Annotated in this window: 15 protein-coding genes and 1 pseudogene; 12 read left to right on the top strand and 4 right to left on the bottom strand. The window is 71.4% G+C overall.

Annotated features, from left to right (window positions below; genetic code table 11):
- Positions 1 to 114: 114 nt before the first annotated feature.
- The 3 genes from wecB (at position 115) to CDO52_RS24340 (ending at position 5432) form a co-directional block, all read left to right on the top strand.
- Positions 115 to 1227, top strand: coding sequence for a non-hydrolyzing UDP-N-acetylglucosamine 2-epimerase (gene wecB, locus CDO52_RS24350; RefSeq protein ID WP_017618789.1), 1113 nt, complete (start codon positions 115 to 117; stop codon positions 1225 to 1227).
- A 58-nt stretch (positions 1228 to 1285) separates the two neighbouring features.
- Positions 1286 to 3073 (top strand): hypothetical protein, encoded by a 1788-nt coding sequence (locus CDO52_RS24345; RefSeq protein ID WP_198345788.1) that lies wholly within the window; start codon positions 1286 to 1288, stop codon positions 3071 to 3073.
- 232 nt (positions 3074 to 3305) lie between these two features.
- Complete coding sequence (locus CDO52_RS24340; protein ID WP_232524545.1) at positions 3306 to 5432, top strand: glycosyltransferase; 2127 nt, start codon at positions 3306 to 3308, stop codon at positions 5430 to 5432.
- A gap of 159 nt (positions 5433 to 5591) precedes the next feature.
- Here the strand turns inward: CDO52_RS24340 and CDO52_RS24335 are convergent, their stop codons facing one another.
- Both CDO52_RS24335 and CDO52_RS24330 read right to left on the bottom strand, forming a co-directional pair.
- Complete coding sequence (locus CDO52_RS24335) at positions 5592 to 6995, bottom strand: LCP family protein (RefSeq protein ID WP_017618785.1); 1404 nt, start codon at positions 6993 to 6995, stop codon at positions 5592 to 5594.
- Positions 6996 to 7076: 81 nt separating this feature from the next.
- A complete protein-coding gene (locus CDO52_RS24330; RefSeq protein WP_017618784.1) occupies positions 7077 to 7880 on the bottom strand; it encodes a TIGR03089 family protein in 804 nt (267 codons plus the stop codon).
- A gap of 332 nt (positions 7881 to 8212) precedes the next feature.
- On the opposite strand from CDO52_RS24330, the gene CDO52_RS24325 reads away from it, so the two are divergent.
- From CDO52_RS24325 to CDO52_RS24315, 3 genes are all read left to right on the top strand, one after another.
- Positions 8213 to 10294, top strand: a complete 2082-nt coding sequence (locus CDO52_RS24325) for a hypothetical protein (protein ID WP_017618783.1) — start codon at positions 8213 to 8215, stop codon at positions 10292 to 10294.
- Between the two features lie 49 nt (positions 10295 to 10343).
- Positions 10344 to 11276 (top strand): glycosyltransferase family 2 protein, encoded by a 933-nt coding sequence (locus CDO52_RS24320; protein WP_026125816.1) that lies wholly within the window; start codon positions 10344 to 10346, stop codon positions 11274 to 11276.
- A gap of 86 nt (positions 11277 to 11362) precedes the next feature.
- Positions 11363 to 12472: a glycosyltransferase family 4 protein gene (locus CDO52_RS24315; protein WP_017618781.1), complete on the top strand. Its 1110-nt coding sequence runs from the start codon at positions 11363 to 11365 to the stop codon at positions 12470 to 12472.
- On the opposite strand, the gene CDO52_RS24310 is transcribed toward CDO52_RS24315, so the two are convergent.
- A complete protein-coding gene (locus tag CDO52_RS24310) occupies positions 12444 to 13376 on the bottom strand; it encodes a lysylphosphatidylglycerol synthase domain-containing protein (RefSeq protein ID WP_017618780.1) in 933 nt (310 codons plus the stop codon). The genes CDO52_RS24315 and CDO52_RS24310 overlap by 29 nt on opposite strands.
- Before the next feature lie 217 nt (positions 13377 to 13593).
- Positions 13594 to 14604, bottom strand: a pseudogene (locus CDO52_RS28950) (alpha/beta fold hydrolase); the annotation flags it as partial.
- Positions 14605 to 14755: 151 nt separating this feature from the next.
- On the opposite strand from CDO52_RS28950, the gene CDO52_RS24300 reads away from it, so the two are divergent.
- From CDO52_RS24300 to CDO52_RS24275, 6 genes are all read left to right on the top strand, one after another.
- Positions 14756 to 15460 (top strand): class I SAM-dependent methyltransferase, encoded by a 705-nt coding sequence (locus CDO52_RS24300; RefSeq protein WP_083919871.1) that lies wholly within the window; start codon positions 14756 to 14758, stop codon positions 15458 to 15460.
- Positions 15461 to 15801: 341 nt separating this feature from the next.
- The gene (locus tag CDO52_RS24295) at positions 15802 to 16614 is read left to right on the top strand and encodes a hypothetical protein (protein WP_017618777.1); all 813 of its coding nucleotides are present in this window, start codon (positions 15802 to 15804) and stop codon (positions 16612 to 16614) included.
- Entirely contained in the window at positions 16611 to 17789 is a 1179-nt protein-coding gene (locus tag CDO52_RS24290; protein WP_017618776.1) for a glycosyltransferase family 4 protein, read from the top strand. Before CDO52_RS24295 ends, CDO52_RS24290 begins: the two co-directional genes overlap by 4 nt.
- 198 nt (positions 17790 to 17987) lie before the next feature.
- Positions 17988 to 18854, top strand: a complete 867-nt coding sequence (locus CDO52_RS24285) for a hypothetical protein (RefSeq protein ID WP_017618775.1) — start codon at positions 17988 to 17990, stop codon at positions 18852 to 18854.
- 2 nt (positions 18855 to 18856) lie between these two features.
- Entirely contained in the window at positions 18857 to 20062 is a 1206-nt protein-coding gene (locus tag CDO52_RS24280) for a glycosyltransferase family 4 protein (RefSeq protein ID WP_026125814.1), read from the top strand.
- A 46-nt stretch (positions 20063 to 20108) separates the two neighbouring features.
- Positions 20109 to 22709, top strand: coding sequence for a bifunctional FO biosynthesis protein CofGH (locus CDO52_RS24275; protein WP_394340767.1), 2601 nt, complete (start codon positions 20109 to 20111; stop codon positions 22707 to 22709).
- The last annotated feature ends 172 nt before the right edge of the window (positions 22710 to 22881 follow it).

Genomic DNA, 22881 nt, shown 5'->3' with positions numbered 1-22881 from the left:
GCCGCTTTCAGGATGTTGCGCACGGTCGGACATGGAACCACGCCGGAGTGACCTGCTGGTGACGCCACGGCGTCCAGCGTCGGTCAAGATCGATTCGTCTTCGAAGGGAATGTGATGTCGTCAGTCGGGACCGAGACCGCCGAGGTCGTGCACATCGTCGGTGCGCGACCCAATTTCGTGAAGGCGGCACCCGTGGTGGCGGCCCTGGAGAAGCGGGGCGTCCGGCAGTCGGTGGTGCACACCGGCCAGCACTACGACGACCGGATGTCGGCGATCTTCTTCCGCGAGCTGGGACTGCCCCGGCCCGACGTCGACCTGGGGGTGGGGTCCGGCTCGCACGCCGAGCAGACGGCCGCCCTCATGGTGGGCCTGGAACAGCAGTTCATCTCGCGTTCACCCGGACTCGTCATCGTCTACGGTGACGTGAACTCCACGGTCGCCGCCGCGCTCGTCGCGGCCAAGCTGCACATCCCCGTCGCCCATGTGGAGGCGGGGCTGCGGTCGTTCGACTGGACCATGCCGGAGGAGGTCAACCGCCGCCTCACCGACCAGCTCTCCGACATCTGCTTCGTTACCAGCCCCGACGCTGTCGGCCACCTGGCCCGCGAGGGCGTCGCGGACGACCGGATCCACTTCGTCGGCAACCCGATGATCGACACCCTCCTGGGCAACCTGGACCGCTTCGACACCGCCGAGCTGCGCGAGCGCCTGGAGCTGCCGGACACCTACGCCGCGGCGACCCTGCACCGCCCGGCCAACGTCGACGATCCCGAGACCGTGGCCCGGCTGACCAAGCGCCTGCACGAGGTCGCCGACCAGGTGGACGTGGTCATGCCGGTGCACCCGCGCGGACGCCGGGCGTTCGACGAGGCCGGCCTGGGCGGCCACCCGCGGATGCGGCTGCTGGAACCGCTCGGCTACATCGACTTCGTCACCCTCGTGCGCGGCTCCACCGCTGTCATCACCGACTCGGGCGGCGTGCAGGAGGAGACCACCATCCTCGGCGTGCCCTGCCTGACCCTGCGCCCCAACACCGAGCGCCCCGTGACCATCACCCACGGCACCAACCGGCTCGTGGTCGACGCCGAGCTTCCCGGCCTGGTCGGCTCGATCCTGGCGGGGAAGGGAACCGGAACCACCACCGTGGCCGACGTCCCCCCGCTCTGGGACGGCCACGCCGGAGAACGCATCGCCACCATCCTGGCGAACGGTGCCGCGGCACGATGACACGCGCACCCCGCCACCGATCCCCCATCGTTCGACACCGCAAGGCAGGATGACACCCGTGAAACGGCGTGAACAGAGCCAGACCGAACAACTGCGGCAGGCGCTCTCGGAGAGGGAGGCCCAGCTGCAGGAAGCGCAGGCCCGCCTCGCCGCCCTGGAAGGTTCGACGTCCCTGCAGGTCGGGCGGGCACTGACCGCGGCGGCCAAACGGCCCGGACGCGGCCTGGTCCGGCTGCCGCGCGACCTGTTCCGGCTGTGGCGCAAGAGCGGCACCACCCGGCAGAGCGCGGGCGGGCGGCGCAAGCCCCAGCCGGTGCGCTCGTATGACGCCGAGCGCCAGGAGGCACGGCTGCTCGCCGGGAACATCGGCAACCGCGACGACCGCCTCGTCGTCGCCGGGGTGCTCTCGCCCGAGGTGCACGCCGCCATCGAGCCCTACGTGCGCGTCATCGCGCTGCGTCCGCAGGACGCCCAGGTCGTGTTCGAGTCCGTCGACGTCGACGCCGTCCTGGTCTCGGCCTCCGCGGCGGCGACCGGCAGCCTGTGGGCCCACGTCGGCGACCCCTCCTCCGGCGACCGCACCCGCGCGCTGCACTGGGTGGTCGAGGCCGCCGCGTCGCGCGGCGTGCCGTCGATCCTGCTCAACGACGCCCCCGCACCGCCCGCGCTCACCACGCTGCCCTTCAGCCTCGTCCACGACGGCGGCGTCGGCGTCCCCCTGCACCGGTTCAACCCGATCGCGGCCGAACCGGAGCGCCGAGTCGACCCCGTCCACCTGCCGTCGGTCGGCAACAGCGGGGTCGTGGCCAACCGGCTCGTCGACATGCTTGTCCGGGACGGCGACCTGCGCCGCGCCGACCCGGGGTGGGCCGAGGAACCGGCCACGCTGCGCGCCGCCACCACCGTGGTCGTCGACGACCCCGCCCTGGCCGACCGCGCCATGGCGTGCGGCGCCCGCGCCCTGCTGCTGGGCGGCGCGCCCGACGGCGACACCGCGGACACCGGACGCACGCCGGATCGCGTTCCGGTCGACGCGTCGGCGCTGAGCTCGGGCGCGGCGGCCGAGGGGCTCGCCCGCGTGCGGGCCGCCGGTCCGCTCAGCTCCGAGGAGCTGCGGCTGGTGCTGCGCTCCGTGTTCCTCACCGACGCCACGCCCGTCCGGCTCGCCGACATCCTCGGTCGGGTCGACTTCGCGCCCGGCTCCGGTAGCCCGTCGGCCTCGCTGCGGATCCGCCAGGTTTCGGTGACCGCCGTCCCGACCGACGACATCACCTCGCTCGCGTTCGCCGACGACATCCTCAAGCAGGAGTACGCTCCGGCCGAGATCGTGCTGCCGGACGGCGTCGACCACCTCGCCGGGGTGGCGCGCCTGCGGTCCGCCGGGATCCCGATGCGGACCGTGCGCGGGGTCGACACGAACGCCGATGCGGGCGGCGCGCCCGGCCCGGCCGCGTGGGCGGCGCTGGCCCGCGAGGCGACGTCGCCGTGGGTCGCGCTGTGGCGGGCGCCCAGAGGCGCGGCGTTCCTCACCGACGTGCTGTGCGCCGCCGAGTGCTCCGGCGCCGACGCCGTCGGCCCGGCGGTGCCCTGGTGGGGGAGTGGCGCCTCGGCGTCCGCGGACGGCGACGGCCGCGCCAGCGCCCTCGACGACGCCGTGGCCGACCAGGATTATGTCTTCGTCAGCGCCATCGAACCGGATCTGGCCCGGACCGAGCTGGTCCGGCGCGGCCTGCAGCCGGGGGTGTGGAACCGGCACGGGGCGCGGCTGCTCGCCCTCGGTCCCCAGCCGGACACCGATCGGGAGGCCGAGCCCGGACAGGTGGGGAGCACACCCGATGCGGGCTGAACGGGCAACGCCGGCAACGTCGCGCACCAGTGAAGAGTCAGCGGCCATACATCCGCGTCCGCCCCGCTCCGTCGGGCTCGGCGGCCGCGCAGGCGTCCCCGGGCGGGCCCCGGGGACGGGTCTTGAAGGGAAACACGTGACCGACCAACAGCGGGCGAAGCCGCTACGCGCCCTCGTCTATGGGGATGTCGATCTGAACATCATCGACGGCTCGGCCATCTGGGCGCAGTCGATGACCCAGGGGCTGGCCGCCGCCGGATGCGAGGTCACCCTGCTGCTCAAGGCCCCGGTCACCACGGACCGACTGGTGGCGCCGCTCGACGGGGCGCCCGGGGTCACGCTGCGCCGCCCCTATGAGGAGAAGCTGCTCAGCGACCTGGGGCCGCGCGGCCTCACCCCGGACCAGGCCGTCACGCTGATGACCCGGCTCGACGCCGAGGAGCGCTTCGACCTCGTGGTCGTGCGCGGGCGCCGGCTGGCCTCGATCGCCGCTCAGTTTGAGGCGCTGGCCGGGCGGCTGTGGACCTACCTCACCGACGTGCCCCAGAACGTCGCCGAGATGACCTCCACGGCCGTCTCCGAGCTCACCGACATCGCGGTGGCCTCCCGGTTCCTGCTCTGCCAGACCGAGGAGCTGCGCTGCTTCCTGGAGTCGGCGGTCCCCGCGGCCTGCGGCAAGAGCGTGCTGTTCCCGCCGGTGGTCGTGGTCCCCGAGGGCGTGTCCGGCCCCGGCGCCCCGAGTGAGCGGCTGCGCCTCGTCTACACCGGCAAGTTCGCGCCCCGCTGGAACACGCTGGAGATGACCGAACTGCCCGCCGCGCTCGACAAGCGCGGAGTAGCGGCCGAGCTGCACATGATCGGCGACAAGATCCACCGCGACTCCCCGGAGTGGGCCAAGCGGATGGCCAAGGCCCTGGAGGGCACGCCGGACGTGCGGTGGCACGGCGGCAAGCCGCGAGCTGAGGCGCTGCGGCTGTCGGCCGAATGCGACATCGGGCTGTCCTGGCGCGCCCCGGAGATGGACGCCAGCCTGGAGCTGTCCACCAAGGTCCTGGAGCTGGGGGCACTCGGTCTGCCGGTCGTGCTCAACCGCACGCCCATGCACGAGGATCTGCTCGGGCCCGACTACCCGCTGTTCGCCGATGGGGATGTGGACGCTGTCGCCGACACGCTCACCCTCGCCGCCGACCCCGGGATCTACGGCGAGGCGGCCGAGCGCTGCCGCGCCGCCGCGGCCAGGTTCACCCTGGAGAAGGCCGCCGAGCGGCTGCGCGGCTACCTCGACCTGGCGCACCCCACCGCCCCGGCCGGGACCGACCCGCAGCGCCCGCTCAAGGTGGTCATCGCCGGGCACGACCTCAAGTTCTTCACCCGGCTGGCCGACCACCTGATGTCCCTGCCCGGGTTGGAGGTGCGGCTCGACGAGTGGGACGGGCTGCGCGACCACGACCAGTACCGCAGCAGGGAACTCGCCGCCTGGGCCGACGTCGTCATCTGCGAGTGGTGCGGTCCCAACGCGCTGTTCTACTCCCAGCACAAGCGCCCCGGGCAGCGGCTGGTCGTCCGGCTGCACCGCTTCGAGCTGTACGCGGAGTGGCCGCGCAAGCTCGACATCGACAAGGTCGACGCGATCATCTGCGTCAGCCCGCACTACGCCTCCCTCACCCGGGAGCTGGCCTCGTGGCCGGCCGACAAGGTGGTCACCCTGCCCAACTGGGTGGACGACCGGCAGCTGGACCGGCCCAAGCTGCCCGGCGCCGAGTTCACCCTGGGGATGATCGGCATCGCACCGTCGCGCAAGCGGCTCGACCGGGGCCTGGAGGTCCTCGCCGAGCTGCGCAGACGTGACCCGCGCTACACGCTCGCGGTCAAGTCCAAGCAGCCGTGGGACTACTGGTGGATCTGGAACCGGCCGGAGGAGCGCGAGTACTACGAGCGCGTCTACCGCACCGTCCAGCGCGACCCGCTCCTCGCCGGCGGCGTGGTGTTCGACCCGTTCGGGCCGGACGTGGCGACCTGGCTGCGCCGGGTCGGGTTCATGCTGTCGACCAGTGACGACGAGAGCTTCCACCTCGCCCCCGCCGAGTGCGCCGCCTCGGGCGGCGTGCCGGCCGTCCTCAGCTGGCCGGGGGCCGACACCATCTACTCGCGCCGCTGGCTGCACGACGACACCGCGGCGATGGCCGACGCGATCCACGGGATCGTCAGCGAGGACCGCTTCGACGCCGCGCGCCTGGCCGCGAAAGCGGAGATCACCGGGAACTACGCACTGGAGCGGGTGTGCTCCCTGTGGACCGACCTGATCGTCGACGGCACCGTGCCCGAACCCGTCGACCTCCAGGGCGCGATCGCGGCCTGACCCCGCGCGTTCGATTCGAGACACATGCGAAGCCCCGCACCCGGATCCGGGTGCGGGGCTTCGCCGTCACGCCGCCACCTCCGTTGATCTCGGGGATATCGACCGAATTCTGGCCGATATTCGGTCGATATCCCCGAGATCAACGGAGGGACGTGCGGGTCAGCAGGCCGAGGGCTTGCTCGCGGCGCTCTTGCTCTTGACCGTGTCGGGCACGTCGCCGGTGGCGCCCGCGGTCTTGAAGCCGTTCCAGTCTCTCGACATGACCAGCCGGAGTGAGTTGCCGCTGAGCGAGGAGTCCTCCTGGAGCGTGGCGTTCGTCACTTCCTTGGCGAGGAGCTCAGCCGCGGCCTTGCCGTCCGGTCCGTGGTAGATGGTGCTCGCTTCCGGGACGATGCCCTGAGGGTTGCCGGTCCCGCTCACGCCGAATCCGCGCTCGCTCAGAATCCCGGAGACCTGGGTTGCCAGGTTGGTCATGCCGGTTCCATTGAGGACCTCGACGCTGACATCGCCGGGCTTGACGTCCTTCGCGTCGTCCCCGGAGTCGTCGCTGCTGGCCTTGTCCTTCTCGCCGCCGTATTCGTCGGTCGCGATGGCCTGGAACAGCTGCTGGGCGTCGGGCTCGTCCCACGCGACCCGGTTGTTGTTCTGCTCCCAGGGGTGGTTGGGGACCGTGACGAAGTTGACGTCGTTGAGGTCGACCTCGCGCATCGCGATGGCGATGTCGGCCATCGTGTCGACGGTGAGTTCGTCGTCGGTGGTGATCGAGCCGGTGACCTCGTTGAGGAAGGCGTAGAGGTTGGAGGGGCTCTTCAGGGTGTCCCCGCTCAGTACCTTCCGCACCATGGAGGCCATGAACTCCTGCTGGCGGCCGATCCGCATGAGGTCGCTGCCGTCGCCCTGGCCCTTGCGGGAGCGCACGTAGCCGAGCGCGTCCTCCCCGTTGAGCGTCTGCTTCCCGGCGTCGAGTTCGAGGCCGCCGGCCTTCGGGTCGTGGATCTTCTGCGGGATGCACATCTCGACTCCGCCGAGCGCGTCGACCATGCCCTTGAAGCCGGTGAAGTCGACGCTGACGAAGTGGTCGATGCGGATGTCGGTCAGCTTCTCGACGGTGTCCCACTGACAGTCCACCCCGCCGTAGCTCATCGCCGAGTTGATCATCCCCTGCTGGGCGTCGGATCCGGGGTATTCGTCGCCCTTCTGCTTGCAGGCGGGCAGCTGCACGATGGAGTCGCGCGGGAGGTTGACGATCGTCGCCGACTTCTTCTTCGGCGAGATGTGCGCGATGGCGAGGGTGTCCGGGCGCTCCCCCTCGGCATCGCCGTACTCGGCGTTGGCTCCGTCCCGCTTGTCGGAGCCGACGATCATGATGTTCACCACGCCCTCGACCTTGCTCGGCCGGTCACCGAAGGCGTCGGTGTTGACGTTCTCGCGGTTGATGCCACCGGTGATGTCGACGTAGGCGGCGTAGGCGGTCAGGCTGCTTCCGATGACGACCCCCGTCGTGATGACCGCGATCCACGCGCTGGGGGAGAGACGCTTCCTTGTGGGGAGGGACCTCGACAACTTCTTCGGCGCGGCATGGCCCCGCGCAGAGCCGCGAGATGAGGGGCGTTTTCTGGGCATTGGGCACCAAAAGGTTAGGCGTCAGGACAGTGGCCTGATGTCGCCCGTAAGCGCGGGGGTGCCGGGCGGTGCGCCAACCAGGGCGGTGGCGCGCTCCATATCAAGCCGTGATTGCAGGTTAGCCGAATCGATACCGGGAAGGAGTACGAGCGGCACGGCGCGGAACACCGGAGCGAGGAAGCGGGAGAGGTCGCTTCCAAGCACCGTGAGGGAATCCGACGCTGCCGTGATGATAGCCACTCGGTCGTCCGCTGTCAGCTGCCAATCCGTTGCCGTCGTCCGGGCAGCGGCCACCAGATCAGCACCCGTGAGCCGGTTTTCCCCGTCCAAATGAACCGTGTCCGGGGCAACCGGAACCGCAGGAGCGAAGTGGTCGCCGTAGGAGCGCACCTCGACGGCGTAGTCCATGGCCGGGGGCGGGCAGTCGGCCAGCGGGGCGCCCAAGGGGTGCAGGGAGGTCCCCACGACCTCGCGTGCGCCGGTGTCCAGGGCGGCCTCCAACCGGGCGGCGTCGGCGACCGCGATGTCCCCCTCGGGGACCTCGTCGGCCGGGGCCGGGACGGCGGTCATGCCGGTCGACCAGCAGGCCAGCAGCCACACCAGGGACTGCCAGTGGACCGGCAGGGCGAGCACGACGCGGTCTCCGGGTTCGGCGGCGAGGCCGTCGAGCAGCATGTTGGCGGTCTTGGCCACCCAGTTGTCGAACGTGGCGTAGGAGAGTTCGACACGCCCGCCGGTGTCGGCGTCATACGCCGTGACGAACGGGCGGGCCGGGTCGGTGGACACAGCGGCGCGCCACAGCGCCCATGGGGTTTCCGCGGTCACCAGGGGTCCTTCGTGTTCGGCCCGGGGATGTACGGGCACGGACGGATCGCGCACATGCTACTCGCGGGTCGCACTGGTCGGCCGCCCCTCGGCGCCGTGGCGCCGCATCGCGGGGTTCCGGACCGGTCGGAACGCGGCCGGATGGTGCGGTGCCACCCGGGTGTTCGGTAGGTTCGCCGGGATATCCGAGATCTCCGCACCCCGCTCAGCGTGCCGGTAAGAACATGAGGCCCCACGACCCGCTGCCGCTCGCGGCGGGACTCCCCACGACCCGTGCGGGCGCGGTCTGCTCTTTACCTGGTGCGCAGCCGAGAACTGGAACAGTTGTCCACATGCGTCTGACCCCCGGTCGCCTGCTCGCCCGCCTCACGATCGTCCCCGCCGTCGCCCTGGCCGCCTGGCTGCTGGTGGCCTTTCCCCTGCTGGTCGTAGGCCAGTTCACGCCGCTGACCGGTGCCCTGCTGGGCGGGCCGGCCGTGATCGCCGCGCTGGTGTTCGTGCCGCGGTGGGTGCCGGAACCGCCCGAGGACGACGTGCCGTGGTGGCCCGTCGCCGCGGTCGTCCTCATCACGGTGGCCTTCGCGGCGGTGCAGCTCGCCTATCACGGCGAGGCGCTGGTGATCCGCCGGGACCCCGCCAGCTACGCCCAGTTCACCGCGTGGATCGCCCAGCACGGGTCGCTGCCGATCCCCCAGGACCGCGACCTGATCGCGGGCAACGACCCCGCCGTCGGCTACGGCAGTCTCGCCTACTACGAGGTGGGCACCGACATCTGGCCGCAGTTCCTCGCCGGGCTGCCCCTGATCCTCTCCGTCGGGTACTGGATCGGCGACATCCCCGGCATGCTGTTGATGGCCCCGCTCATCGGCGCACTGGGCGTGCTGACCTTCGCCGGACTCGCCGCCCGGCTCATCGGAGCGCGGTGGGCCCCGCTGGCCGCCCTGATCCTCGCCGTCTGCCAGACCCAGCAGTGGATCAGCCGCTCGACCTACAGCGAGATAGCCGCGCAGGTGCTGATGCTGGGCGCGCTGGCGCTCGCCTTCGATGCCAGCGCGAGTAAGGCGCCCGAGCGCGCCAGCCAGCCCCACGCGCTGTCCCGGGGCACCGGCCTCCGGGACCGCTGGGGAGCGACGCACGCCCTCGCCGGGGTGGCGGGGTTGGTGTTCGGCCTTGGTCTGGTCGTGCGCATCGACGCGATCCGCGACCTCCTCCCGGTCGTCGGCTTCATCGCCCTGCTGCTGCTCGCCCGGCGGAGCCAGGCCCTGCCGATGCTCGCCGGGCTGGTGCTCGGTCTCGGCTACGGGTTCGTCGCCGGGTTCTGGCTGTCCAAGCCCTACCTCGACTACCTGTCGGACTCGCTCGAGCCACTGCTGGTGCTCAGCGCCGTCGTCGTGGTCGGTGCCGCGCTGGCCACCGCGCTGCTGTGGCGGCACGGTGTCCCGCGAACGGACCGCCCGTCCTGGCTCCCCACGGCCGTCGCGGTGCTGGCGGTACTCGTGGTGGTCGCGCTCGCCCTCCGGCCCCTGCTGTTCGTCCAGTACGGGCACGGCGACGAGGCCACCGGCGTCTACATCGGCCAGGTGCAGGAGATCGAGGGCCTCCCCGTCGACCCGGAGCGCACCTATGAGGAGATGAGCCTCTACTGGGTGAGCTGGTACGTCGGGGCGAGCACCGTGCTGCTCGCGACCCTGGGGCTGGCCATTCTGCTCCACCGGATCCTGCGCCGCCGGGAACCGCGGTGGGTGCTGCCGACCATGGTGCTGGTCTGGACGGTCGCCACCACCCTGCTCCGGCCCGCGATCACCCCCGATCACCCGTGGGCCAGCCGACGGCTCATCGTCCTGGTGATCCCCGCGTTCATCCTGTTCGCCGTCTGGTTCGTCGCCTGGCTCGCCCGCCGGTTCGCGACCGAACTTCCGGCGTCGGTCGGGGAACGGCCGGGGGCCGGGCGTATGGCCGCCGCCGTGGTGACCGCGGCCGGTGCCCTGGTGATGCTGATGCCCACGGCGATCACCGCGGCCGGGGTGATGAGCTATCGATCCGATATCGGAACGGTCGCGGGAACGCGGGACCTCTGCGCGGCGCTGCCCGAGGATGCGAGCGTCCTCATGGTGGACGGTTCGGCGGGGAACTATATGCAGCTCATCCGGGGTATGTGCGGGGTTCCGACGGCGCGCGTCCTGACCGATGAGGTCGCGGTGGTGGACCGCGTGACGGCCGAGATCCGCGAGCGGGGCCGGACGCCGGTCCTCGCGGCGTCCGCGCCGGAGACCCTGGACCGCTACGTCCCGTCCACCACCCCCAAGGAGCACCCCTTCGACGTGCACAGCGCGTCGGACCCGAGCACCCTGATGGAGCCTCCGTCCGGCCCCTGGGCCTTCAACGGGGACGTGTGGATCGCCGTGGCCGGGTGACCGCAGCGGCCCGGCGATCCCCCGCTATCCTTGGCCGACCGTGAGCGAGATGCAGGAAGTACCTGAGAGAGCAGCCGCCGACGCCGAGCCCGCGGGACCGCGCGTCACCATCGTGCTGCCCTGCTACAACGAGCAGGACCACGTGGTGGCGGAGATCGAGCGGATCAGTGCGGCGATGGACGCGTCGGGGTACGCCTACGAGCTGCTCGCCATCGACGACGCCTCGACCGACGAGACCCTGGCCCGGCTGCGCGCGGCCAAGACGCGCTTTCCGCGCATGCGCGTCATCGCCTTCGGGCACAACGGCGGCTCCGGGACGGTGCGCCGGATCGGCACCCAGCGGGCACGCGGTGACATCGTCGTGTGGACCGACGCGGACATGACCTACCCCAACGAGCGCATCCCGGAGTTCGTCGCCATGCTCGACGAGAACCCCGAGATGGACCAGGTCGTCGGCGCGCGCACGCAGGAGTCCGGCAGCCACAAGTTCCTGCGGGTTCCCACGAAGTGGGTGATCCGCAAGATCGCCGAGCGGCTCACCAACACCACCATCCCGGACCTCAACTCCGGCATGCGCGCTTTCCGCCGCGAGGTCTCCCTGCCCTACCTGCGGCTCCTGCCGCCCGGCTTCTCCTGCGTCACCACGATCACCCTGGCGTTCCTGTCCAACCAGCACCCGGTGCACTACGTGCCCATCAGCTACGCCAAGCGGGCGGGGAACTCCAAGTTCCACTTCGTCCGCGACGCCTACCGCTACATCCTGCAGGTGCTGCGGATGGTCATGTACTTCAACCCGCTGAAGGTGCTGATGCCGCTGGCCCTGTGGCTCATCGGCATCGGCTCGGTGAAGTTCGTCTTCGACATGGTCAAGGCCCCGCTGTACATCCCGAACAACACGATCATGCTGTTCATGACGGGGCTGATCGTGGGGTCCATGGCGCTGCTCGCGGACCTGATCGTGCGGTCGCGCAACAGCTCCTGATCCTGCTACGCCCTTGATCTCGGAGATATTGGGGTTTCAGCGGCGATTTTTACCCCAGTATCTCCGAGATCAACGGAAGGGAGCGCATGCGCATCACGCTGGTCGGCCCGGCCTACCCGTACAAGGGCGGCGGGGCACGGCACACGACGGAGCTCGCGCACCGGCTCGCGGAGCGGGGGCACGAGGTCGTCATCGAGTCGTGGCGGGCGCAGTACCCGTCACTGCTCTACCCGGGGCGCCAGACCATCGACGTCCCCGAGGGGGAGCTCTTCCCCCGGACCCGCCACGACCTGGCCTGGTACCGGCCGGACGGCTGGTGGCGCGCGGGGTGGCGCGCGGCCCGGATAAGCGACCTCACCGTGCTGGCCGTGTTCTCCCCGGTGCAGGTACCGCCCTACCTGGGCGTCCTGGCGGGGGTGGGGCGCGGCGGCCGCACGGTCGCGCTCTGCCACAACGTGCTGCCGCACGAACCCGGCCCCGCCGACACCACCCTGATGCGCGCCCTGCTGCGCCGCGTCGACGGCGTCCTCGCGCACTCGCCCGACCAGGCGCACCTGGCGCGGGGGCTGGTCCTGGGCACCGACACCCGGGTGGGGATGGCCGAGATGCCCCCGCACCTGCCGGAGACGAACGGGCCCGTGTCGGCGCACCCCGAGGGTGTCCGCCACCACCTGCTGTTCTTCGGGATCGTGCGCCCCTACAAGGGGGTGGACGTGCTGCTCCGCGCCCTTGCCCAGGGGGCACCGCCGAGGGTGCGGCTGACCATCGCCGGAGAGTTCTGGGGCGGGTCGGCCGAGCTGCGGTCGCTCGCCGCCGACCTCGGGATCGCCGACCGGGTGGAGTTCCGCGAGGGCTACGTCCCGGCCGCCGAACTGTCCGAGCTCTTCACCGGTGCCGACGCGGTCGTGCTGCCGTACCGCTCGGCGACCGCCACCCAGAACGTCTGGCTCGCCCACGCGCACGGAGTCCCCGTCATCGCCACCCGCGCAGGCACCCTGCCCGGCCACGTCCGCGACGGCGTGGACGGGCTGCTCTGCGCACCGGACGACGCCGCGGACCTGGCCCGCGCCCTCACAGCGTTCTACGCCGAGGGAGAGCCACAGCGGTTGCGCGACGGCGTGTGCCCGGTGGACCCGGACCCCTACTGGGACGACTACATCGCGACCCTCACCGAGACGGGGCGGCCGACCGGGTGAACGCCAGCGCAGCGCCCGCCCACAGGATGTCGGCCGCGGTCATGACCAGCCGCGACAGCGCGGCCACGACCAGCGCGGAGCCCGGGCTGAGGACGGGGGACAGGGCGACGACGAGGACAAGTTCGCGGACCCCGATCCCGGCGGGGGCGATGACGAACAGGATGCCCAGCGTCCACGCCAGCGCGTAGGCCCCGACGGCGGCGGGAAGGGCGGCGGCCTGCTGCCCGCCCGCGCCCAGCACCAGCACCCAGATGTGCGCGCCCAGCGGCACCCACGCCAGAACCGACCAGCCCACGGCGACCGCCATGCCGCGCCCGCTGACCCGCTCCAGCTCGGCGTCGGGGACGTCCCGGGACCGCCGGACCAGCCGCAGCGCCGTGTGGATCACCCACGTCACGACGCGCGGGTGCAGAGCGGCGAGTAGGAAGGGCGCGCAGGCCAGCACCCACCACCAACGGTGCGCTGCCTCCTCCGAGGCGAACGGCAGGGTCGCGGCGGCCACGGCCAGGTTCACCGTCAGGGTGACCGCCACGGCCAGCACGGTCGCGGTTATGCCCCGCTGCCGGGCCACGTCACGGTCCTTGGCCAGCTCCACCTGGGCGACGAACGCCCACACCGACCCGGGCAGGTACTTGCCGAGCTGCCCGACGAACATCGCCCGTGCGGTGGCCCGCACGGGCAGCGGTGACCCGAGGTCGGCCAGGATCGCCCGCCAGGCCATCATCTGCGCGCCGAGCCCGGTCAGCGCCGCCGCCACCGACGCCGCGACGAACGCGGGGGAGAGCGCGCGGAGCGCCTCCTCGGCCTCGTCCCAGCGGGCGACGAGCGCGTACCCCGCGCAGCCCAGGACGATGAGGACGATGATCAGGCGCACCCAACGGTGGTCGCGCAACCGGCTCAGCACGTGGCCAGCGTAGGGGGCCTTCGGTGCTGCCGCCCACCCGCCGCGCACCCGGGGGCGGGTGGCGGCGCCGATCAGACACCGGCCAGGAAGTCCTCGATGAGCTCGGCGACGCGTGCGGGTGGGACATGTGCATGGCGTAGGGGGCGTCCACGCCGCGGGACGGCAGGTGGTCGCCGCGGGGGATCAGCTCGTGCTCGGTCTGGGCGGTGAGGATGTCGGAGAAGCGGGCCGGCGCCCCCGGCGGAGTGGGGAGCGAAGCAGTGGAGACAAGCGTGAGGGCGGGGGCCTTCAGGTCGCGGTAGTGCAGATCGGGGTCGAAGCGGTCGAAGGCGGCGTACAGGGCGCGGGCCGCGCGCTGGCCAGGCCGCGGGGAGACGACACCGTCGGCGGTGACGGCCGACCGGAGCGCCGATGCCGCCAGCGCCGGTCCGGGCAGCCCCATGGCGCCGCTCCGGTACGCCTCCACCATCCGGTCGAAGGCGTCGGGGGGCATCGGCGCGAGAGTGGACGACACCTGGTCCACGGTGTAGTGGCGGAAGGCCGCCACGTGCCCCTCCGCCTCCTCCGGGGACAGACCGAGCCGTTCGCTGACGTCGTGCGGGCGCGGCCACCCGTGCCCCTCGATGTTCACCACGGCGGTGGTGCGCGACGAGCGCGCCCCGTAGGCGACCGCGAGCATCCCGCCCAGGCCGTGGCCGACCAGCACCGGCCGGTCCAGGCCGAAGTGCCCGATTACCCGGATGACGTCGTCGAGCAGGCCGTCGAGCGTCCAGGCGCCGTCATCAGAGGCGCCGTGGCCGCGCAGGTCGACCGCGTACAGCGGATGCCGCAGCGCCAGCAGCGGGGCGATGGGCTCCCAATCCTCCAGGGTCCGACCCAGCGCGTGCAGCAGCACGATCGGGGGTCCCGCGGTGCCTTCTTTGGCGCTCGGGCTCCTCACTCGCTGTGCCGCCGATCCTCCTTGGGCCTGCGGCCGGTCGTGGATCGGCGACTCCGCTCGTTCGCTCGCCCGCACACCGGTGCCTTCTGCGGCGTTCGGGCTCCTCACTCGCTGTGCCGCCGATCCCCCTTGGGCCTGCGGCCGGTCGTGGATCGGCGACTCCGCTCGTTCGCTCGCCCGCACACTGGTGCCGCCTCCCGCGCGCTCGGGCTCCCGGACCCGTGCCGCGAGGGCCGGTTTCCCCGCGATCCGGACCTCGCGCGGCGGCGCCGGTGCGGTCTTCGACATCTACGGTGCCCTCCTCGGCTCCGGCCCTGGCCTGTTCGGCTGCTGTTGTGAGCACGTTAGGCCGCGGTGCCGCCATCCTCCTGATATCTCGCTGACGTGCCACTGAGGGAAGGTCGTCCCCAGGGCGTGTCCTAGGGTGTCCCCCGTGGGAATGCCAGATGTCGTCGCCTTCGCCGGCCACCAGGTCCATGTCTGCCGCTACCGCGAGGCGGGAACCCTGCTCCGCTGGCTCGGCGGTGACCTGCGCGGGCAGACCGTGCTCGACGTCGCCGGCGGCGACGGCTACTGGGCCGGGCAGGCGCGGCGCCGCGGCGCCAACGCGGTGTCGGTGGACCTGGCGCGGCACAAGATGGTGCGCGGCGCGCGGCTGCGCCATGCCCCGGCCCTCGTCGAGGGCGATGCGCTGCGGCTGCCCATGCGCGACGCTGCGGTCGACAAGGTGATGTCGATCTGCGCCATCGAGCACTTCGACGACGGCGCGGCCGCGCTGCGCGAGATGTCCCGCGTCCTGCGGCCCGGAGGCGAACTGGTCATGTCGGCCGACTGCCTGTCGCGCCGCGCGGAGTGGCCCGACCTTTTCGAGGCGCATCGGAAGCGCTACCACGTGCAGCGCACCTACACCCACGCGACGCTGACCGAGCTGCTCGACGACCAGGGCCTGGACGTCGTGGAGCACAGCTACCAGTTCCGCGGCCGCCACGCTGAGCGCACCTACCTGACCCTGTCGGCGCACGGCGGGCGGATCGGCTTCAACGCCGCCGCGCCGCTGATCCCCCTGGTGTCGTTCGGCGACGCGCGGCAGTCGAATACGCAGGGCAGCATCGTTCTTATGCGTGCACGGAAACGCACTGCTTGATTGCGCTTTGTGTGACCTTGGCCGCATCCGGCCATAGTTTTTCTCATGTAAACCACTTTCGCCCATGCGCGCGATACCCCCATTGACGTGACGAAATAGGTCACATTCAGAGTGTGTGTGATGAAGGGTTCCTTACTTGCGCTTTAAAGGGGGAAATGTACGGTTCTAGACAGCAGTGGTGTGGACGCGTCATCGGGGGATGATTGCGCGACGACGCTACTGATGCACGGACCGTCCCGTTCACGGTCGAATGATCCAGTCATCGGGCGCCAGCGTGATCCACGCCGCAGCGTGGGGCACGCGGGACAGTCATGGGCTCTGGGGGGCCAGTGCAGGCAGAGTTGAGTCGAATCGACAGCGGCGACGTCCTTGAGCTGCGTCTCCGCGAGAGCGACGGACAGGCGGGCGATGCCGGCGGCAGCGCATCCCTGGCGCTGCGCCGCGGCGGTGACTCCGAAGTCGTCATCCCCATCACCACGGTGCGCCGCGCGGGCGATCGCGTCCGCGCCGACCTCAACGGGCTCCAGCTCGACGACGGTACGTGGGACGTGCTGTGGGTCGAAGCAGATGGTCGGACCACCCCGCTGGCGACCCGCGACCCCGGCCTCAATCTCAGCGAGCGCGTCGCCTACCTGCGCCGTCCGCGCCGCCGCGAACTCCGGGCGATCCGCGACCCGCGGGGGCGGTTGCGGCTGCGCTCGATCGCGGTCACCCCGTATGCCGAAGTGAGCTGGGTCGACATGGGCGCCGAGTCGGTCACCGTCTCCGGGTTGCTCGCCTACACCGCACAGCGCGCGGGCACCACCTCCGCGCGGATCGTCGCCCGCCAGCGCGCTCGCTCCGGCGTGGTGGAGACACCCGCCGAGCTCGTCGACGGCCGCTTCACCTGCGAGATCCCGCTGCGCCCGATGGTCGCGGCGCACGACCCCGAGCGCGCCCACAACGAGTGGGACCTGTGGCTGCGCGAGGACGGCTCCGAAACCGAGCTGCGCCTCGCCGCGCACGCCGACGACATCGTCGGCAAGAAGAAGAAGTTCGTCTTCGCGGACGCCACGCTCACCGAGTCCGGACCCGCTGTGCGGATCCGGCCCTACTACACGGCGGAGGACGATCTCTCGCTCCTGGCGACGCTGGCCGACAAGGGTGCCAAATGAAGATCTCCTTTCTCATCGCCAACGCCTACGGCATGGGCGGCACGATCCGGACCGTCTTCAACACCGCGGGCGGTCTCGCCGCGCGCCACGAGGTCGAGATCGCCAGCCTCGCCCGACACCAGGAGAAGCCCTTCTTCCCCGTGCCCGAGGGCGTCCGACTGGTGCCGCTGGCCCCCATCGGAACCCAGGTGGGTGGGCGGCACCACACCACCCGTGGGCTGCGGAACCGGTGGCACACCAAGCGCCTCGGCGCGGCGGTCCCGCCCACCGAGATCAAGCAGAACGGCGCCTTCACCGGTGTCGCCGCACAGGGACTGCGCAAGTACCTGCGCCAGACCGACGCCGACGTCGTCGTGGGCACGCGGCCCGGGATCAACCTGCTGATCGCCCGGTGGGCGCCCGAACGCCTGCTGCGTATCGGCCAGGAGCACGTCAACCTGGCCGAACACAAGGCCGACGTGCGCGGGAGCATCGGCGTGGATTACCCCCGGCTCGACGGGCTGACCGTGCTGACGCAGGCCGACCGCTCCGCCTACCTGGACTTCCTCAGCAGCAACCCGGAGTGGCTGCGTGTCATGCCCAACGCGCTGCCCGCCGGAGAGTATCCGCGCTCCACCCAGGAGAACCCGATCATCGTCGCGGCCGGGCGCATGACGCCGATCAAGCAGTACCCCAAGCTGCTGGAGGCCTTCGCGATGGTCGCCGAGAAGCACCCCGACTGGCGGCTGCGCATCTACGGCGGCGGCAGCAAGGACGGGAAGCTGCGCACGAAGATCGTCGATATGGGCCTGAGCAACCAGGTCAGCCTCATGGGCCGCACCAAGGACCTGACCGGTGAGCTGGCCAAGGCGTCACTGCTGGCCGTCAGCTCGCGCGTCGAGGGCTTCGGCATGACGATCATCGAGGGCTTCTCGGTGGGCGTGCCCACGGTCAGTTTCGACTGCCCCTACGGGCCGCGGGAGATCATCGACCACGAACGCAACGGCCTGCTCGTGCCCGCACAGGACGTCGAGGCGCTGGGCGCAGGGCTGCTGCGGCTCGTCGAGGACCGGGACGAGCGGCTGCGCATGGGTGAGGAGGCCGCGCGCTCGGCCGCCGACTACGACATCTCGGTGATCACCGACCAGTGGGAGGAGTTCCTCGCCGAACGCCGCCGCGCAAAGGCGGCCGGGTGAGTGGACGCCACGACCTGAGATTTTCCGCGCCACCCCACGACAAGCAGGGGTTTTTGCCGCTTGTTTACTGGGGCATGCCGTTATTTGGGTCAGTCTTTGGTGGTTCGTTGGGATTGGCGTGGTGATGCCATGAACCGCCCCTCTTTAGCTTTTGTCGGGCTGTTCACGAATGACCATTTCCGAGACCTCGGGGGAAGAATGCGCGTCGCCACGAGCCGGGTTCTAGCGGATGACGTTCTGGAGCTGGTTCTGTCCGAGCCCGGCCCGACCAGCGCCAACCTTGTCTGCAAACCGGTCGGCAAGCTTAAGGAGTCCGGTGTCGCCCAGAAGGTCGTGCCGCTGCGGATCAACGGCGACCGTGCCCTGGCCGACCTCGGCGGGCTCGCCAACGGCACCTGGGCCCTGCGCTGGGAGGGACCGGACAGCACCCAGCGGCCGATCCTCACCACCGACCCCTGCTACGACGCCGCCGAGGCCGAGGACTACGCCTCCCGTGCCCGGACCCGCGCGTTCAGCGCAGTGCGCACCTCCACCGGCCGCCTGCGTGTGAAGGCCCGCGCGGTCCGCCCTCACGCCGAGGTGCGCGGCGTGCGGACCACCGGCGAGCGGATCACCGTCACCGGCTTCCTCGCCTACGCCCCCGAACCCACCGCCGACGCCGCCGCCCAGCTCGTGGTCCGTGGCCGCCACCGGGAAAGTGAGGAGGACCGGCTCCACCCGGTCGAGCTCACCGGCCGCTCCTTCGTCGGCCGGATTCCGCTGCGCCCGCTCGCCGAGGCCCACGACGCCGCCCGCGAGCACAACGAGTGGGACCTGTGGCTGCGCGTCCCCGGACTCGACACCGACGTTCGGCTCGGCTCCCACGTCGATGACATCGTCGGCAAGAAGGGCCGCCTCAGCTTCCTGGAGACCCGTATCGGGGCCGGAACCGCGACCATCGGCCTGCGCCCCTACTACACGGTCAAAGACGGCCTGTCCCTCCTGGGTGTGGCCGTGACGGGCGATGTCGACGGCGCCGACGAGGACGCCGACGACGCCGACAGCGCGCTGTGCGAGGCGGCCTGACCATGCGCATCGCCTTCCTCATCGGCAACATCTACGGCATGGGCGGGACGATCCGCGCGACGACCAGCCTGGCCAACGGGCTGGCGGCGAAGCACGAGGTCGAGATCGTCAGCCTGGCGCAGAACGCGGCGGAGCCCTTCTTCACCATCAACCCCAAGGTCCGCCTGCGTACGCTGACCCACAGCCGCGGCTGGACCGATCGCCCCGAACCCGACCCGGAGATCGCCGAGCTCGAACTCCAGCCCGCCGAGCACGTGCCCGGCAGCGAGGCCGAGCGGGCCAACGTCTTCAACGCGGCCACCGAGCGCGAGGTCCGCCGCTACCTGGAGCAGGTCGAGGCCGACGTCGTCGTGGCCACCAACCCCGGCCTCAACTCCCTGCTGGCCGCGTTCGGTCGCACGGACTACCTGCGCCTCGGCCAGGAGCACCAGAACCTCGGCCAGCAGCCCGCCGACGTGCGCGAGCACATCCGCGACGTGCACACGGCGCTTGACGGGCTCACCGTCCTCACCGACTTCGACCGCGACGAGTACGCTGCCTTCGTCGGCAGGACCGACGGCTGGGCGACGACCATGCCCAACCCCCTCCCCGATGCCCTGTATGCCACCTCGCGGCTGACCAACCCCATCATCGCCACCGCCGGGCGCCTCGTCCCGGTCAAGCAGTACCCCCTCCTCGTCCGGGCGTTCGCGGCCGTCGCGGACAAGCACCCCGAGTGGCAGCTGCGCATCTACGGCCGCGGCCCGGAGAAGCGGGAGATCCGCGCCACCATCGACGAGCTCGGGCTCAACGCCCGGGTCGCGCTTATGGGGCGCACGCCCACTATCACCGACGAGTTCGCCAAGGCGTCGATCGTCGCCGTCAGCTCCGAGCAGGAGGGCTTCGGCATGACGATCGTCGAGGCGTTCGCCGTGGGTGTGCCCGTGGTGAGCTTCGACTGCCCCTTCGGCCCGCGGGAGCTCATCACCCATGGCCACAACGGGCTGCTCGTCGCCGACCAGGACGTCGACGCGCTGTCGGCCGGTCTGCTGCGCCTCGTCGAGGACGCCGACGAGCGGCGCCGCATGGGCGCGGCCACGGCCGCCACGGCGGCCGAGTACGACATCGACAGCACCGCCGCCCGCTGGGAGCGCTATCTCGATGGGCTTCTCACCCGGCGCGGGAAGCCCTCAGTGTGGTCGCGGATTCTGCGCCCCTGGCGGCGATAGGCGTTGCTACCGGCGCGTAGGGTGGGCGGTTATGAGTGGAGGAAACGTGAACGGTGACCAGGCGCCCAGCCCGTCGGCCATGCGGCGCGCGCTGGCGCGGGCACGTGACGGAAAGGCACTGGACGCGACCGAGGCCGAAGTGCTGTTGCACGCGCGCGGCGACGACCTCGACACCCTGCTCTCCTACGCCGAGCGGGTCCGCGACGCCGGACTGGAGGCGGCCGGCCGCCCCGGCGTCATCACCTACAGCCGCAGCGTGTTCATCCCGCTCACCCGGCTGTGCCGGGACCGCTGCCACTACTGCACGTTCGCCACGGTCCCCGGCAAGCTCCACGCCCCCTTCCTCTCCCCGGACGAGGTCCTGGAGATCGCCCGCCAAGGCGCCGCCATGGGCTGCAAGGAAGCCCTGATCACCCTCGGCGACCGGCCCGAGGACCGGTGGACGGCGGCCAAGGAGTGGCTCGACGCGCGCGGCTACGACGACACCCTGTCCTACGTGCGCGCCATGTCCATCCTGATCCTGGAGGAGACCGGGCTGCTCCCGCACCTCAACCCCGGCGTGCTGAGCTGGAGCGACTTCCAGCGGCTCAAGCCCGTCGCGGCGTCCATGGGGATGATGCTGGAGACCACCTCCGAGCGGCTGTTCACCGAGCGCGGCCAGCCCCACTACGGCAGCCCCGACAAGGACCCGAAGGTGCGGCTGCGCGTGCTCCAGGACGCCGGGCGGTCCAGTGTCCCCTTCACCTCGGGCCTCCTCATCGGCATCGGCGAGACCCTGGCCGAGCGCGCCGACTCCATCTTCGCGCTCCGCTCCGCCGCCCGCGAGTACGGGGCGATCCAGGAACTCATCATCCAGAACTTCCGGGCCAAGCCCGACACCGCGATGATGCACCGCCCCGACGCCGAACTCTCCGACCTCGCCGCCACCATCGCCGTGACGCGGCTGGTCCTGGGGCCCCGCATGCGCGTCCAGGCGCCGCCCAACCTCATCGGCGGCGAGTACGAGCTCATGCTGCGCGCGGGCATCGACGACTGGGGCGGCGTCTCGCCGCTCACCCCGGACCACGTCAACCCCGAGCGGCCGTGGCCGCAGGTCGACGAGCTCGCCGAGCGCAGCGCCGACCTCGGCTTCGAGCTGCGGGAACGCCTCCCCGCCTACCCGGAGTACGTGCGGCAGGGCGAGCCGTGGCTGGACCCGCGGGTGTCCCCGCACGTCCGCGCGCTGGCCGACCCTGCCACCGGCCTGGCCGACGAGGACGCCCCGGTCGTGGGCCTCCCCTGGCAGGAGCCGGAGACCCAGATGACCGCCTCCGGCCGGACCGACCTGCACACCGGAATCGACACCGAGGGGCGCGCCACCGACCGGCGCGGCGACTTCGACGCCGTCTACGGCGACTGGGACGAGCTGCGCGAGCGCCTGCCTCAACCCGAGGCCGGGGCGGACGCACCGCGGCGCTTCGACCCGGAGATCCGCGCCGCGCTGCGGCGTGCCGAGACCGATCCGGCGGGGCTGAGCGACGCCGAGTCGCTGGCGCTGCTGCACGCCGACGGACCGGAACTGGAGGCGCTCGCCTCCCTCGCCGACGCCGTCCGCAAGGACGCGGTGGGCGACGACGTCACGTTCACGGTCACCCGGAACATCAACTTCACCAACGTCTGCTACACCGGCTGCCGCTTCTGCGCCTTCGCCCAGCGCCGCACCGACGCCGACGCCTACACGCTCTCCCTGGATCAGGTCGCCGACCGGGCCGCCGAGGCGTGGGACGCCGGGGCGAACGAGGTGTGCATGCAGGGCGGGATCCACCCGGACCTGCCCGGGACCGCCTACTTCGACGTCGCGCGGGCGGTCAAGGAGCGCGTCCCGGACATGCATGTCCACGCGTTCAGCCCGATGGAGGTGGTGAACGGGGCGTCCCGCACCAACCTGCCGATCCGGGAGTGGCTGGAGCGGGCGCGTGAGGCCGGGCTGGACTCGATCCCGGGGACCGCCGCCGAGATCCTGGACGACGACATCCGCTGGGTGCTGACCAAGGGCAAGCTGCCGGCCTCGGAGTGGATCGAGGTCGTCACCACCGCGCACGACCTGGGCATCCCCACGACGTCGACGATGATGTACGGCCACGTCGACACCCCGGCGCACTGGGTCGCGCACATCAAGCTGCTGCGTTCGTTGCAGGAGCGGTCGGTGGAGCGCAACGGGCGCCCCGGGTTCACCGAGTTCGTGCTGCTGCCGTTCGTGCACACCAACTCGCCGATCTACCTCGCCGGGCTGGCCCGGACCGGGCCGACCGTGCGGGAGAACCGCGCGGTGCACGCGCTGGCGCGGCTGCTGCTGAACGGGGCCATCGACAACATCCAGTGCTCCTGGGTGAAGCTCGCCGAGGACACCTGCCGCCAGCTGCTCGCGGGCGGCGTCAACGACGTGGGCGGGACGCTGATGGAGGAGACCATCAGCAGGATGGCCGGTTCGGACAACGGGTCGTTCAAGACCATCAGCGACATCCGGGCGATGGTCGCCCCCACCGGGCGCCCGCTGCGCCAGCGCACCACCACCTATGGCGAGGTCAGCGTCGAGCGGCAGGCGGTCGCCGAAGCCCACGACGGCGTCGCCGAGAGCGTGCGGCGGCCCCACCTGCCCGTGGTCTGAAGGCCGCCGGAGGCGGCCGGGACTACTACCTCCACACGGCGCGGCCCAACCGAGGATCGCATGCACCCCGGTTGGGCCAGTGTCAATAGGGGATCAGTCGGTGGGGATCAGCAAACCCAGAGGTCCTTCCAGGGACCTCACTCGCCGCCTGTTCCCGGGGCGTCGCCCTGGG

The sequence above is a fragment of the Nocardiopsis gilva YIM 90087 genome, assembly GCF_002263495.1.
In the GTDB taxonomy this organism is placed as follows: Bacteria; Actinomycetota; Actinomycetes; order Streptosporangiales; family Streptosporangiaceae; genus Nocardiopsis_C; species Nocardiopsis_C gilva.
The sequence above is the reverse complement of the archived record's forward strand: the minus strand, read 5'-3'. Positions and strand labels throughout refer to the sequence as shown.

Bases quoted from the DNA above. Each gene is read 5' to 3' on its own strand.
- CDO52_RS24285 (WP_017618775.1), top strand. From the start codon at position 17,988: ATGCGCGTCGCCACGAGCCGGGTTCTAGCGGATGACGTTCTGGAGCTG.
- CDO52_RS24290 (WP_017618776.1), top strand. From the start codon at position 16,611: ATGAAGATCTCCTTTCTCATCGCCAACGCCTACGGCATGGGCGGCACG.
- CDO52_RS24325 (WP_017618783.1), top strand. From the start codon at position 8,213: ATGCGTCTGACCCCCGGTCGCCTGCTCGCCCGCCTCACGATCGTCCCC.
- CDO52_RS24315 (WP_017618781.1), top strand. From the start codon at position 11,363: ATGCGCATCACGCTGGTCGGCCCGGCCTACCCGTACAAGGGCGGCGGG.
- CDO52_RS24340 (WP_232524545.1), top strand. From the start codon at position 3,306: ATGACCCAGGGGCTGGCCGCCGCCGGATGCGAGGTCACCCTGCTGCTC.
- wecB (WP_017618789.1), top strand. From the start codon at position 115: ATGTCGTCAGTCGGGACCGAGACCGCCGAGGTCGTGCACATCGTCGGT.
- CDO52_RS24320 (WP_026125816.1), top strand. From the start codon at position 10,344: ATGCAGGAAGTACCTGAGAGAGCAGCCGCCGACGCCGAGCCCGCGGGA.
- CDO52_RS24280 (WP_026125814.1), top strand. From the start codon at position 18,857: ATGCGCATCGCCTTCCTCATCGGCAACATCTACGGCATGGGCGGGACG.
- CDO52_RS24300 (WP_083919871.1), top strand. From the start codon at position 14,756: ATGCCAGATGTCGTCGCCTTCGCCGGCCACCAGGTCCATGTCTGCCGC.